Here is a 14734-nt window from a genome sequence, read left to right on the forward strand (position 1 = left end):
GAATTAAAAATGACATTATTAGCAGTAAATAGTACGATGGTTATTTTTACCAGTGTTGCGATTTTCCTTTTGGTAATCCTTGCTTTGGTATCTATTCTGTTGTACGCTAAGAAAAAACTGATGCCATCAGGTGAAGTAACCATCAATATTAACGATGGAGAGAAAGAGTTGGTTGTAGAGCCAGGTCAGACCTTACTTTCGGCATTAGGAAGCAATAAAATCTTCTTACCATCAGCATGTGGTGGAGGTGGTACATGTGCCATGTGTCGCTGTCAGGTGGATAGTGGTGCAGGTTCTATTTTACCAACCGAAACCGGTTATTTCACCCGTAAAGAGCAGGCCAATAACTGGCGTTTAGCTTGTCAGGTAAAAGTAAAAGAAGACATGACCATGCAGATCCCTGCCGAAGTGATGGGTATCAAAAAGTGGGAGTGTGAAGTGGTATCTAACGATGGTCAGGCTACCTTTATTAAGGAGTTTGTAGTGAAGTTGCCAGAAGGTGAAATCTTAGACTTTAAATCGGGTGGTTACATCCAGATTGATGTGCCTAAGATTGATGTGGACTTCAAAGACATGGATATCGAAGAAGAATACCGCGGCGAATGGGAGAAATTTGGCATGTTCGATTTGAAGATGAAAAACCCGGAGCCAACGTATCGTGCCTACTCAATGGCTAACCACCCTGCAGAAGGTAACATTGTGATGTTGAACATCCGTATTGCTACTCCTCCATGGGATCGCGTAGCAGGAGGCTTCCAAAAGGTTAACCCAGGGGTTTGTTCTTCATTTATCTTCTCGCGCAAGCCAGGTGATAAAGTAACCGTTTCAGGTCCTTACGGTGAGTTCTTTATTAAAGAAACAGAGCGTGAAATGATGTTTATTGGTGGCGGTGCTGGTATGGCGCCAATGCGTTCGCACATCTTCCACTTGTTCCACACCTTGAAAACAGGTCGCAAGGCTACTTTCTGGTACGGAGCACGCTCGCGTAAAGAAATCTTCTACGAAGATCACTTCCGTAAGATTGAGAAAGAGTTCCCGAACTTCAAGTTTACAATTGCTCTTTCTGAGCCATTGCCAGAAGATAATTGGGAAGGTGCTACAGGCTTTATCCACCAGGTAATTCATGACGAGTACTTAAGCAAGCATGAAGAGCCGGAAGATATCGAATACTATTTATGTGGACCTCCGATGATGAACGATGCAGTAACCAAAATGCTGTACGATTTAGGAGTGCCGGATGAGATGGTTGACTTTGATGATTTTGGATCATAAATAATAGAACAATGGCGTGGAGGAATTCACGCCATTTTTTTGTTTGAAAGCAGAGACGCAGAGTTTTATTTAAGATAAACTAACTTTCTATGGATGGCATCTATATTTACACGCTATAAGTAAAGATGACATCCTTTGCGTTTTTATAACCACTATTCGTTAAATTGCGTTTTCAATTTAAAACGAGGCTATGAAGGTATATTTGTCCATTTTAATCTATTTAGGGCTACTCTCAACACTCAATGGACAAACTGTGCAGCAAAACCTTCTTAAGGCAAAAAAACTGCAGGAGATTAAGCCGGATAGCAGCATTCTTATCGCTCAAAAAGTATTGACTGAAATAACGGACAATGATATAGAGCAGAAGGCACAGGTTTTCTGGAATCTGGCACAGGCTTATTTGTACAAGCACGAGTACCATACGGCCTTATTTTATGGGTTAAAAGGAAAAGAGTTATTTGAAGCTGCTGATACCAGTCGATTACATCAGGATATACTGGCTACCATTGCATGGATATATTTCGATATTGGGAATTATCAGCACGCTGTACCTTATCATCAGAGAGCCCTGGATATAGCACAGCAAAGGGACGATATACATAATGAAGTGGTTTATACCAATGCCCTGGGTTTAGATGCTTTAAGCTCCGGTCAGTATCAAAAAGCATTAAGTTTTTTTCAGAAAGCGGTGCATACTCTTGCTATGAATCCTGATGCGGATAAGTCACTCTTGTCGACAGTGCAAAACAACATGGCCATCGTTTATATTAACTACGAAGATTGGAAGAAGGCGGAAGCCTTTCTTTTAAATGCCATCGATAACAGTTCTGGTGAGGCTGCCGGACTTTTGGAGAATTATTCACTTTTGGCAAAAGTATATCTGAGAACTCATCAATATAACCTGTGTTCAGAGTATCTGGATAAAGCCGAATTGATTAGTCATCAGACAGCTTATAGTTTTAGTTTGGTTGAGTATTACCAGGTTCGTTACGAATATGAACGCGTTGCCGGCAGTTTGGAAATGGCCTATCACTATCAGGATAAATACATTCAGCTGTATAAAAAGATAAATAATAAAGGTGTTCAGGACGTGATGAACCACCTTATTGAAGTGCAGAATGAAAAGATTAAACAGGATGAACTCATTATTGCACAAGCGCAACAGATTGCCTTTAACAGGCAAGTACTGATTATTGTGGGTATTAGTTTATCAGTTATTATTATAGGTGTTTTTTACTATGTATTCAGGTCGAAAGCCGAACGTTCCTTATTACGTCAAAAACTTTTAAGCCAGGAGCTGGAAAAGAAAGAGGCTCAACAGGCAGTGTTGAGTAATAAGCTGGCTTATAAAGATGAGGCCTTAGAATCTTTAGCCCTGACCATTTCGAAACGTAACGAATTGGTGAAAAAGATGGGAGATGATGTGGGAAAAACATCGTCGCAGGAGGTGAAAAATGCCTGGCTGAAGTTTGAACAGGCCTTTAATCAATATTCTGACTCAACCAATTTATCACAAGATCTGGTGAAGGAGTTGGTGTATCGTCTTCAATCGAAGTATCCGGCATTAACAGATAAAGATGTTCAGTTGGTGCTTGATATCCGCAATAACTTAACATCAAAAGAGCTGGCTGACAAATACCACGTCGAAGTGAAATCAATTGAGATGAGTCGCTATCGACTGCGTAAAAAACTCAACATCGAAAAAGGAACTCAACTCAAGGATTTTATAATGAAGCTCTAGGTATTTTGATACAAGACCGATGAGAGGAGAGAAGGGAATTTATTCGAGAAAAGGATTTGCGTAACTACATTGTCATGCGTCTCGTTTTTAGATGCTTCTTTTAAACCATCTTGAATGATGTAGAGTTTTGCCTCTACAAATCTTATATTTTAGTACTCATTGCGAAAGATTTGTGTGTTGTAACTACTTGTTGTATAATAAATAATGGCTGTTTGTTATTTTGTATAGATTGGGTATAGGCTTATGGTTTTACTTTTTCACATTAACTCCGCTATTTAGCACTGTGAAAATCTATCAACATCAATACAATCAGTAATGAAAAAAATAATCACTGGCCTTTTTATGGCTATTGTTTTGCTATCGTGTCAAAGTCAACCAAAATCAACACCTAATCGCTACTCTTATCCTGATGTGCTGGATGTAAAAGGTAACATCAAAGTGCCTCAGCAATACGGCGTCTCTTCCTTTTCCGATTTGGGTACCTGGCATTCGTTTAGCCTTATAAAAGATGACAATAAAGAACAAATTGGAAGTTTTGTAGGGCCTTATCTGATGAGACAGCAGCAAAGTTTCTGGCTTGGGCCATCGCTTATTGGTTTGCAAATAAAAGATGCGAAAAATGGTAATGTCTGGGATTTGTCTCAGGCAAGGTTGGTTTCTAATACATTTTACCCGGGATTGCTAAAACAGTCGTTTGTAATCAAAGAGCTTGAAGTAAACCTGTATTTGTTTAACATCAATGAACGAAGTACGCTGATAACAGCAGACCTACTCAATAATGGACCTGATCGAGAATTGCAATTAGGATGGCAGGGAAGTGCTTTTTCTAATGTTTTTAAGTCGTTTGATGCAGGTAAGCAGTCGATAAAAATTGGCATTAACGATACCGAAACAGCACAATTATTATTTAATGGCGATGAGATTTCGGTTGACGACAGTACCTATAGTGTTTACGAGTCTCCGCGTAAATTAAAAAAAGATAAGAAGCTGACCATTTCAGCTGCCTTCTCATATACTTTTAATCAGGAGGAATTGAGAAAATATACAGCATTAAATAGGGCAGCTGTTGAAAAATCGGCTGCATTATTTATTCAAAATGAGACACGCTGGAATGGTTATATAACAACATTGTTAGAAGGCTCGGATAATGCTCTATTGGATATTAAAACCTATGACAAACTTGGCGTAAAAGCATTGTTAACCTTAATGCATAATTGGAGAAGTGCAGCTGGTGATATATTTCATCAGGGCATAGTGCCATCTTATTCAGCTCCCTATTTTCAGGGACTTTGGGCCTGGGATTCGTGGAAACACGCTGTGGCAATAGCCCCTTACGAAGGCGACTTAGCCAAAGATCAGATACGTACCATGTACGATTACCAGAATGAAGCAGGCATGATTGCCGATTGTTTCTTCAGGGACTTAAGTATTGAAGGTGTTAACTGGCGAAATACCAAAGCTCCATTATCTGGTTGGTGTATTTATGAAGTATATAAGGAAACACAGGATATTGAGTTTTTGAAAGAGTTATACCCAAAATTACTGAAGTATCATGCGTGGTGGTATAGCAACCGCGATCATGATAGAAACGGCTTGTGCGAATATGGTTCAACCGATGGCACACGAATAGCAGCTGCCTGGGAGAGTGGAATGGATAATGCTGTTCGTTTTGACGATGCTGTGATCATTGAAAATGACGAAGGTGCCTATTCAATTAATCAGGAGTCGGTTGATTTAAATGCCTACCTGGCGCAAGAAAAACGATACATCCAGAAAATAGCCAGGGTATTGGGCGATGTTGAGAATGAAGAAAAATATGGACAGGAGGCTACTGAATTAACTAAAATGATTCAGGAGGTGATGTATTGCCCCGAAGATGGATACTATTACGACGTAGAGTTGAAGAGCCAGAAAAAGATACAGATTCAGGGGCCGGAAGGATGGGCACCTCTCTACAACAAGGTTGCTACAGCAGAACAGGCTGGTGAAGTAGTAAAAGTAATTATGGATAGCAAGCGTTTCAATACGCCTATGCCATTTCCCACCTTAAGTGCTGCTCATAGCAAGTTTAATCCGGAGAAAGGATATTGGCGAGGTCCTGTCTGGTTGGATCAGGCTTACTTTGGTATTGTTGGTATGCACAACTATGGGTTTGAAGCCGAAGCTCAACAGATGGCTCAAAAAATGGTGGAGAGTGCCTTAGGCCTGGCGCATACGCAGGAACCCATTCGTGAAAACTATCATCCTTTGACTAAAGAAGGTTTGAATGCCAATCACTTTAGTTGGAGTGCTGCACACATTTTAATGTTGTTTTAAAATAAGGAATAAGACAAATACAAAATGCTATTTCCCGCAGATGGCGCAGAAGTACGCAGAAAAGAATTGTTTCATTTAGGACAAAGACAATCTTTTTAATAGATACATTTCTGCATTAATCAGCGAAATCAGCGGGAAAACTTTAAAAATATAATTCAATGAATCGAATACTATCTATACTTTTACTTTTTAGTTTAACCCAAATAAGTCATGGGCAAAAAATGGAAGATTGGGAAGACCCGAATGTGTTTGCTATTAATATGCTGGAGCCGCATGCCATATTTTATGTGTATGATAATCCGGATGAAACACAGGCAAATAGCTGGCAACAGTCAGAACGTTATCAGTCATTAAATGGTAGCTGGAAATTTAACTGGTCGGTTGCTCCTAGCAAACGTCCAAAGAACTTTTATAAGCCGGATTACGATGTTAGTAACTGGGATGATATAAAAGTGCCCGGTAACATTGAATTACAAGGCTATTCGGCGCCTATATATACTGATGTGCCTTATCCTTTTGAGCCCAACCCGCCATTTGTGCCGGTTGATCACAACCCGGTTGGTTCGTACAAGCGTCAGTTTAAAATACCTCAAAGCTGGGATGGTAAACAGGTGATCATTCATTTTGGTGCAGTTAATTCGGCTATGTATTTGTGGATAAACGGACAAAAAGTAGGTTATGGCGAAGGTTCTAAAACGCCTATGGAATTTGATATAACACCATATCTGAAAAAGGGGGAGAATGATTTAGCTGTTGAGTTATATCGTTTCTGCAGCGGCTCCTACCTCGAAGATCAGGATATGTGGAAAATGAGCGGTATTGAACGCGATGTGTATTTAGTTGCGCGAACGCCTAATCATATACGCGATTTCTTTGTGCACGCTGGTTTAACTAATAACTATTCGGATGGAACATTAAAGGTGGAGGTAGAGCTACAACGTGCCAACAATGAAAAACTACAAGTTGGTTTTGAACTGCTGGAAGGAAAAACAGTAATGGCTTCAGCCAGGCAAACGCTTAAAGGTTCGCAAAAGAATGTAACCCTGGCTTTGGACCAACCAATTTCTACTATAAAAGCATGGACAGCTGAAACACCAAACTTATACGACCTGCGCATTACTTTATACGACGCTAAAAAGAACGTACTGGAGTCAACTATTCGTCGTATTGGGTTTAGAACATCTGAGATTAAAGACCGTCAGTTGTTGGTTAATGGACAGCCTGTCACGATACGTGGTGTCAACCGTCATGAGCACCACGCTGTTAATGGTAACGTGTTAACAGAAGAAGATATGATTAAAGATATTCGTCTTATGCAGGAGCATAACATTAATGCGGTTCGCGCATCGCACTATCCCAATATGGCTCGCTGGTACGAGTTGTGCGACGAATATGGCATGTATGTGGTGGATGAAGCTAATATCGAATCGCATGGCATGGGCTATGGGAAAGAATCATTGGCAAAAGATACGGCCTGGTTGGCCACGCATTTGAATCGTACACAACGTATGTTGGAGCGTACTAAAAATCATCCGAGTATCATTGTTTGGTCATTGGGTAACGAAGCCGGAGATGGCATTAATTTCCAGAAGACATCGGCATGGATTAAATCGCGCGATACATCGCGTCCGGTTCAGTATGAGCAGGCACGCTCAAAGGAGCATACTGATATTACTGCACCAATGTATGCCACCATTGATTGGATGCGCGAATATATTGAGGGCGATTACACAAAGCCTTATATCCTGTGCGAATATGCACATGCCATGGGTAATTCGGTTGGTAACTTGCAAGGGTACTGGGATTTGATTGATAGTGAGCCGAGCTTGCAAGGTGGCTTTATATGGGACTGGGCCGACCAAACTTTTACCGTGAAAGACGATGAAAGTAACCCATATTATGCCTACGGTGGTGATTTGGGTTATGTGGGTATAAGCAACGATTCATCATTTTGTGCCAACGGCCTGGTTACTAGTGATCGACTTCCTAACCCGCATATCTACGAAGTAAAAAAGGTATATCAGCCATTAAAAATTTTGGAAGTAGATGCTACCAAAGGAGAGTTTGAGCTTTGGAACCGTTTCAACTTTATAGGTACTGATGCATGGGAATTAAGCTATACCATTAGTTATTATGACGATGTAGTAGTAACGAAATCCGTTGCAATGCCTAAGGTTGCACCGCAGGGAAAAGCCGCATTTTCAATTGATTATGGCGCATTGAATAAGCAGATAGGTGGCGAATATTTGCTGACCTTCCACATTCGTCAGAAGCAAGCTTCTGCTTTGGTTAATAAAGGACATGAAATGGGATGGGACCAGTTTGTTATCAAATCATTTGACAAGAAAATAGCTAATACATCGAAAAATAGTTATAAGGTCAAAGAGACGAAGGCGAATATAATTGTTTCTAATTCACAAAATGAGTTGGTGTTTAATAAGCAAACAGGTGAGTTAGCACAGTGGACAGTTAACGAAAAAGCATTGTTAAAGGCGCCCCTTCAGCCAAATTTCTGGCGTGCACCAACCGAAAATGATTTAGCCTGGGGCATGAATATTAAGTGTGCATCATGGAAAAATACAAGCTGGAAAGCCACAGAAACAAAGGTGAACAAGTTGAATGATCGTGTTGAAGTGCAAATAAAGCAGATGTTAAGTCAAGCTGACTCCTATGTTACAACCCGTTATGAGATATACGAAAGTGGAGATGTAAATATCACTGCTGATTATGCGATTAACGACACCTTACCTGAACTACCGCGTGTTGGCTTAGCATTTAAGCTATCAGCTGATTATGACAACCTGCAATGGTATGGACGCGGTCCGCTTGAAAGTTATGCAGATCGCAAAACAGGTATGAAAAAGGGAGTGTATAATGGAAAAGTATGGGAACAGTACTATTCTTATGTGCGTTCGCAGGAAACAGGTCTTAAGGAGGATGTCAACTGGTTTAGCCTAACGGATAAAGCTGGCGAAGGAGTGTTGATTGTGGCGGACCAGTCATTAGCATTTAATGTGCAGCAGTTTGATTTCAAGCAATTAGAACACAGAGGACAGCGCGATATGGCGCACGGTACAGATATAGTGCCGGGCGATGAAATATCGGTCTGTATCGATCACAAGCACATGGGTGTGGGTGGCGATACGACTTGGGGTTGGCGAGCACAGGCACATCCGCAATATCGTGTGCCAGCCGGTAATTATTCATTTAGTTTCCGTCTGAGTCCGGTAAAAGAGAGTGAAACGCTGAATAAAGTGAGATATACCTACAATCGATAGGTTGTAATTCTTGTACTTGGTAAGCAGAGGTTTGTATTCTTGTTGGACATGCATCTTAGGATACAAACCTCTGTTTTTTTTATCATAGTAAACTTTAACCTACATCTGCTGTTATACTGTTAGTGAAATTGGTACAACAAATACTATTCTCAGCAGTATTACTTATTATTCTGGGACATTCATCTTTTGCGCATTCGCATCAGAACAGTATTGCTTTGTCTCAATTTAGCACTTCTGTCGATTACTCTTTCTTCGATTTATTGAAAGTGGCAATAACCAGTGATACAGGTTGCCATCATTTAGAAGATTATAAGTTTGATAAGAAGTTAGTTAACGAAGGAAAAGCTGCGAGCTACATTAGTTACACAATCGGGAATCTGCCTCGTATTCCTAAAGTCTGTTCAAGAAGACTGACCATCAACGGGTATACTGTCAATATCCCGATTTCTTACCATCCTTTTTATACGATTTATCCACTTCGGGGCTCGCCTTGCCCATTGTACTGGCTATATATAGCCTGATTATCACATTGGCTAAACAGCTAATGCCGCTTTGAGTGCAAAATAGGCCTTGTTATAAGGTATAAATCGGATACTATGCTTAGTAAAATAATTGCATACAGCGTTAAAAATAAATTGATCGTTGTATTATTTACCCTCACCATTGTTGGGGCTGGTTTTTATTCAATAATGAATATTCCTATTGGTGCAGTGCCTGACATAACCAATAATCAGGTACAGGTTATCACTACATCATCCAACTTATCCACCCAGGAAATAGAGCAGTTTATTACGGCTCCAGTTGAACTGGAGATGGCTAATCTGCCGGGAGTTGAAGAAATACGTTCTGTTTCGAAATTTGGTTTGTCGGTGGTGACAATTGTATTTAAAGATGAAATGGGCACGTTTTTGCCCCGGCAATTAATAGCTGAGAAAATAAAATCGGCTACCTCCAATATACCTCAAGGTTTTGGTGAGCCCGAAATGGGACCAATCTCTACTGGGCTGGGCGAAATCTATCAATATGTGCTGGATTTAAAACCGGGATACGAAGAGCGCTATTCTGCAATGGAGCTGCGTACTATTCAGGATTGGATTGTAGCACGGCAACTTTCCGGTATAGAAGGAGTGGTAGAAGTTAATAGCTGGGGAGGCTATTTAAAACAGTTTGAGATAGCTGTTAACCCAACACAATTAGCCAGTCTCGGTTTAACCTTGATGGATGTCTTTAATGCCCTGGAAGCAAATAATAGTATATCTGGCGCTTCGTATATCGAAAAAACTAACCAAAGCTATTTTATCCGCGGAGATGGATTGGTGAAGTCAGTAGATGATATAAAGCAGATAGTGGTGACCACTCACAAAGGTGTTCCAATTCTTATCAATCATATTGCCGAAGTGCGATTGGGGCATGCTAACCGGTATGGAGCAATAACAGCCAACGGAACAGGTGAAAAGGTTCTGGGGCAGATAATGATGCTCAAAGATGCTAATTCAAAAGAGGTTATTAAAGCTGTTAAACAACGCGTGACAGAAGTACAATCGAGCTTGCCTGAAGGCGTTTTTATCAACCCGGTTTTAGAACGAAGTGAGCTAATAAACAAAACAACTTTAACGGTGATTGAGAACCTGGTATTTGGTTGTATTATTGTTATTTTGATCGTCTTTTTGATACTTGGCAATCTTCGTTCAGCGTTGGTTATCGGCTCCATGATTCCGTTGTCGTTATTGTTTACTTTATCGATGATGTACATATTTGGTGTGGATGCCAACCTGATGAGTCTGGGAGCACTCGATTTTGGTATTATTATCGATGGTGCGGTTATCATTGTTGAGTTCATTGTCATCCAGGTAACTGGTAAAAAAGCGGTTTTTGAAAATGGAGAAAGTTCAGGCAGGCAATCGTTGATGGATGAATTGACCAATAAAGGAGCTTCAAAAATGATGAATTCAGCCATCTTTGGCCAGGTTATTATTCTGATAGTTTTTATCCCAATATTGGCACTTACTGGTGTTGAAGGGAAGATGTTCCGACCAATGGCACTGTCATTTAGTTTTGCCATAATTGGTGCAATGCTTTTGGGTCTGACATGGTTACCGGTTGCTGCTTCGCTGTTTCTTAAACCCGAAAAAACAAAGAAAAACAAGTTGACGACTTTTTTAATGTCAGCAGCTTATCGAACTTATGAGCCGGTGATAAACTGGGCTTGTGGTCATAAAAAGCTAATTCTTGGAATGGCGTTTTTGGCTTTAGTGGGCACCGGAGTCTTGTTTGGGCAAATGGGCGGTGAGTTTGTGCCCACCCTCGATGAAGGTGACTTTGTAATTCAGCCCGTATTAAAAACAGGAACTTCTTTATCAAAAACGATTGAGATGACAACCAGGATGGAGCAAATTTTAATGGAAAAGTTCCCGGAGGTTAATCAGATTGTGTGTCGCATAGGGGCTGCAGAAGTGCCAACCGATCCCATGTCGATGGAAGAGATTGATATGATAATTAAATTGCATCCCAAGAGCAATTGGAGTTCGGCTGATACAAAAGAGGAACTGGCCGACAAGTTTAAAGAGGCATTAAGCATTATCCCCGGGGTTGAGTATGAGTTTACCCAACCTATTGAAATGCGTTTTAATGAGCTCATAACAGGTGTGAGGGCCGATATCGCGATTAAGATTTTTGGTGAGGATTTGAATTATCTGGATACAAAAGCCAATGAAATTAAGCGGTTGATAGAAGATGTGCCGGGAGCGGCAGATATTATCCTCGAAAAAACAGTTGGTCTACCACAAATGAGCGTGGTGTACAACCGTAATAAAATAGCCTATTATGGAGCCGATATTGCCACCTTAAACAGATATCTAACCATGGGATTTGGTGGCGAGTCGACTGGTGTTGTATTCGACGGTGAAAAGCGTTTCGATATGGTGGTGCGTCTTTCTCCACAAAACCGGCAGGAGCTGGCTGATATTGAAAAGCTGATGGTGCCACTTAATAACGGAAAGCTGGTACCTCTGAAAGAGCTGGCAACGATTAGTGTCGGACAGGGACCTGCAAAAATATCAAGAGAAAATGCCAGTCGCAGGGTAGTTGTGAGTGTAAATGTGCGTAACCGTGACCTAAAGTCGGTAGTGGCTGATATAGAAAATCTTATTGATGAATATGTATCGCTCCAGCCGGGATATTATATTCAATTTGGCGGACAGTTTGAAAACCTTAAGAATGCCACTCAAAGATTATTTATTGCGGTGCCCTTGGCTTTGGCTCTCATTTTTATTTTTCTCCATTTTGCTTTTAACTCCTTACGTGATGCCCTGTTGATTTTTACGGCAGTGCCCCTGTCAACAGTTGGAGGAGTGGTGGCGCTTTGGCTGCGCGATATGCCTTTTAGTGTTTCGGCTGGTATTGGTTTTATAGCTCTGTTTGGTATAGCAGTTTTAAATGGTATCGTTTTAATAGAGCACCTCAAAGAATTAAAACTCAACGGAAACACAAGTGATATACGAACACTGATAATTATGGGAACAAAAGACAGGTTACGTCCGGTAATGCTAACGGCTTCAGCGGCTGCCATGGGTTTCTTGCCTATGGCTATATCGTCGGGAGCTGGGGCTGAAGTGCAGCGTCCACTGGCCACGGTTGTTATTGGTGGGTTGGTGACCTCTACGCTGTTGACAATGGTGGCCCTGCCCTTGTTGTTTGAATTGTTTTATAATGTCAAGCGCATTGCTATGTTTCCGTTTCGGATAATACGAAATGGTACTTCGGTTCTGTTGCTGGTGACATTAGCCACTACTTCCTTAATGGCACAGGATAAAGAAAAAAACGAAGTCAGCCTTCAAATGGCTATTGATTTAGCTATCGAAAATAACAAACAACTATCTGCTTATCGTTTGCGAATAGATGAAAGTAAACAGTTGGCATCCACCGCATATGATATAGATAAAACACAACTGTATTACGATAGAGATGAGAATAATATCGCAGCCAACGGGCATCCTTTATACGTGTTGGGTGTGGAGCAAAGCTTCCGTTTTCCCACCGTATATGGGGTGCAAAAAAAAGCCAATAACATTGAAACGCAGTTGGTGGAGAAGGAATACGAAAAACAATTTTTGCAGCTAACAAAGGAAGTAACACAAGCCTATTATGCAGTTGTTTATTATCAAAACAAACGCCAGGTTTTACTGAGAGTTGATAGTGTGTATGCCAATTTTTCATCTAATGCCAAAGCACGTTTTGCACAAGGCGATATCGGTAATGTTGAAAAACTCAATGCCTTGGCCAAACACCAGCGTGTGTCGTTACTTCTAAAACAAATAAATTATGATTTGGCTGTGGCTGAGACTCAACTAAGTGATTTAGTTATGATTGACAGTGCGTTATATGTGCCGTTTCAGGCTCTTCCCACCTTGCAAATAAAAGCTTACCGACCGGAACAGAGCATGGTGCTGGCAGGTATAGTGCAGCAGCAACAACATCAGAATGCAATGTTGCGTGTCGAAAGACATAAGTTGCTGCCCGATCTTTCTATTGGGTATTACAGCGGTACAAACAATTATGCAGATGCTGGCCAATACTCAGGTGTATATGTTGGGGTGTCAATTCCATTGTTTTTTGGAGGACAAAAGGCACGGATAAATGCCCGTAAAATTGGATTGGATATAAATGAGAAAATGCAGGAATATTACCGCAGGAACCTGGCGAGTCGGTATAAAAATCTTCTAACAGAATTGCTCAAATACCAGGAGTCCATCACCTTTTTTGAAGAGACAGGACGAGAATTAAGTTTAACCATGATAAAAACAGCCCAGCGCAGTTATGAGCTTGGTGAGATGGATGCCATGCAATTTATCATGACTATGGAGAATGCTTTGGAATTAGTGCAGGATTACTACGAAAACATTTATCAATACAACCATTTGGTTTTGGAAATAAACTACCTTCAATAAAACTACGACCTATTTAAATAGATGATATTATGAAACAATTAATAATCAAAGCGCTAATAATTATTTTGTTGGCGTCAGGTTCCTGGATGTGTACTCCTTCAACTCAGCAATCTGATGAAGGAGAAGACAAGGCTCATGGTTTGGTTTATATTACAAGAGAACAGTTTGAAGCCGAGCATATGCAAATAGGGCAGGCAAAGCTAATGACATTTCAAAGTGGAATTAATTGCTACGGTCATATTGGAGCACAACCCAATGGAGTGGCTCAGATAAATACGCTTTTACCGGGGCACGTTGAAACAGTGCAGGCAATTGTAGGTCAAAAGGTAAAAAAAGGCGAAGTAATTGCTTTAATTTCTTCAGCTGGTCTTATTGAGCTTCAGCAGCAATACATTGGTACACTGGCACAAATGAAGAAAATTACCGCTGATTATGAGCGAGCCAAAGAACTTTATAAGAGTAATATTGGTAGTGAAAAAGAGTTTCTGAATGTTGAGAGTGCGTACCAGCAGGCGGTTACTGATTATAATGCCTACAGGCAGCAGTTACAACGTTTAAACTTGGATATTACTAAAATTGAAGAAGGTAAAATAGCCAATACTTATCCCCTGGTTTCGCCCATTAATGGCGAAATGACACAACTTAACGTGGTATTGGGGAAATATGTGGAGCAACAGGAGTTGATTGCCGAAGTTGTTGATGCCAGTCGTTTGCAGCTAGTTTTATCAGTCTTTGAAAAAGATATTCCACAGTTAGCCAATGGATGTCAAGTACAGTTTAGCCTGCCCAATAGCAATCAGCAGTTTAATTCGGCCAGGCTTGTTACAATTGCCAGGCGCGTGCAAGATGATACAAAAGCAATTGAGTGTCGGGCAACAATAGATTCAATGCAAAAGCAAAACTTAATTTACAAATCATATGTGCAGGCTCAGGTTATAACGCGTCATAAGGAAGCACTTGGATTACCTTTGCAATCCGTTATTAAAGAGGGGAATGATAGTTACTATTTTGTTGTTAAAGAACAAAATGATAAAGGTTATTATCTGGAGAAGCAGCAGCTTAATCGGGGGGATGAGTTCAATGGTTTTATTGAAGTTAAAAACATTAAACCGGATGAGCGGATACTATTATCCGGAGTCTATAATTTGCCACTTGATTAAATTGCTGCCAGAAAATTAAAT

At 40.6% G+C, this 14734-nt stretch carries 7 protein-coding genes; all 7 read left to right on the plus strand.

Annotated features, from left to right (window positions below; genetic code table 11):
* Window positions 1-9: 9 nt before the first annotated feature.
* Complete coding sequence (gene nqrF / locus J1N10_RS14585; RefSeq protein WP_262327461.1) at window positions 10-1272, plus strand: NADH:ubiquinone reductase (Na(+)-transporting) subunit F; 1263 nt, start codon at window positions 10-12, stop codon at window positions 1270-1272.
* A gap of 190 nt (window positions 1273-1462) precedes the next feature.
* Window positions 1463-3013 carry a tetratricopeptide repeat protein gene (locus J1N10_RS14590; protein ID WP_262327462.1) on the plus strand — a complete coding sequence of 517 codons (1551 nt, stop codon included), beginning with the start codon at window positions 1463-1465 and terminating at the stop codon, window positions 3011-3013.
* A 315-nt stretch (window positions 3014-3328) separates the two neighbouring features.
* The gene (locus J1N10_RS14595; protein WP_262327463.1) at window positions 3329-5329 is read left to right on the plus strand and encodes an MGH1-like glycoside hydrolase domain-containing protein; all 2001 of its coding nucleotides are present in this window, start codon (window positions 3329-3331) and stop codon (window positions 5327-5329) included.
* Window positions 5330-5487: 158 nt separating this feature from the next.
* Entirely contained in the window at window positions 5488-8607 is a 3120-nt protein-coding gene (locus J1N10_RS14600) for a glycoside hydrolase family 2 TIM barrel-domain containing protein (RefSeq protein ID WP_262327464.1), read from the plus strand.
* Between the two features lie 128 nt (window positions 8608-8735).
* Entirely contained in the window at window positions 8736-9128 is a 393-nt protein-coding gene (locus tag J1N10_RS14605) for a hypothetical protein (RefSeq protein ID WP_262327465.1), read from the plus strand.
* Window positions 9129-9203: 75 nt separating this feature from the next.
* The gene (locus tag J1N10_RS14610) at window positions 9204-13553 is read left to right on the plus strand and encodes a CusA/CzcA family heavy metal efflux RND transporter (protein ID WP_262327466.1); all 4350 of its coding nucleotides are present in this window, start codon (window positions 9204-9206) and stop codon (window positions 13551-13553) included.
* 29 nt (window positions 13554-13582) lie between these two features.
* Window positions 13583-14713, plus strand: a complete 1131-nt coding sequence (locus J1N10_RS14615; protein WP_262327467.1) for an efflux RND transporter periplasmic adaptor subunit — start codon at window positions 13583-13585, stop codon at window positions 14711-14713.
* Window positions 14714-14734 lie beyond the last annotated feature (21 nt).

The organism is Carboxylicivirga litoralis (assembly GCF_025499605.1).
GTDB lineage: Bacteria > Bacteroidota > Bacteroidia > Bacteroidales > Marinilabiliaceae > Carboxylicivirga > Carboxylicivirga litoralis.

Excerpts from the sequence above, each read along its gene's own strand:
- nqrF (WP_262327461.1), top strand. The coding sequence starts at position 10 with ATGACATTATTAGCAGTAAATAGTACGATGGTTATTTTTACCAGTGTT.
- J1N10_RS14590 (WP_262327462.1), top strand. The coding sequence starts at position 1,463 with ATGAAGGTATATTTGTCCATTTTAATCTATTTAGGGCTACTCTCAACA.
- J1N10_RS14595 (WP_262327463.1), top strand. The coding sequence starts at position 3,329 with ATGAAAAAAATAATCACTGGCCTTTTTATGGCTATTGTTTTGCTATCG.
- J1N10_RS14600 (WP_262327464.1), top strand. The coding sequence starts at position 5,488 with ATGAATCGAATACTATCTATACTTTTACTTTTTAGTTTAACCCAAATA.
- J1N10_RS14610 (WP_262327466.1), top strand. The coding sequence starts at position 9,204 with ATGCTTAGTAAAATAATTGCATACAGCGTTAAAAATAAATTGATCGTT.
- J1N10_RS14615 (WP_262327467.1), top strand. The coding sequence starts at position 13,583 with ATGAAACAATTAATAATCAAAGCGCTAATAATTATTTTGTTGGCGTCA.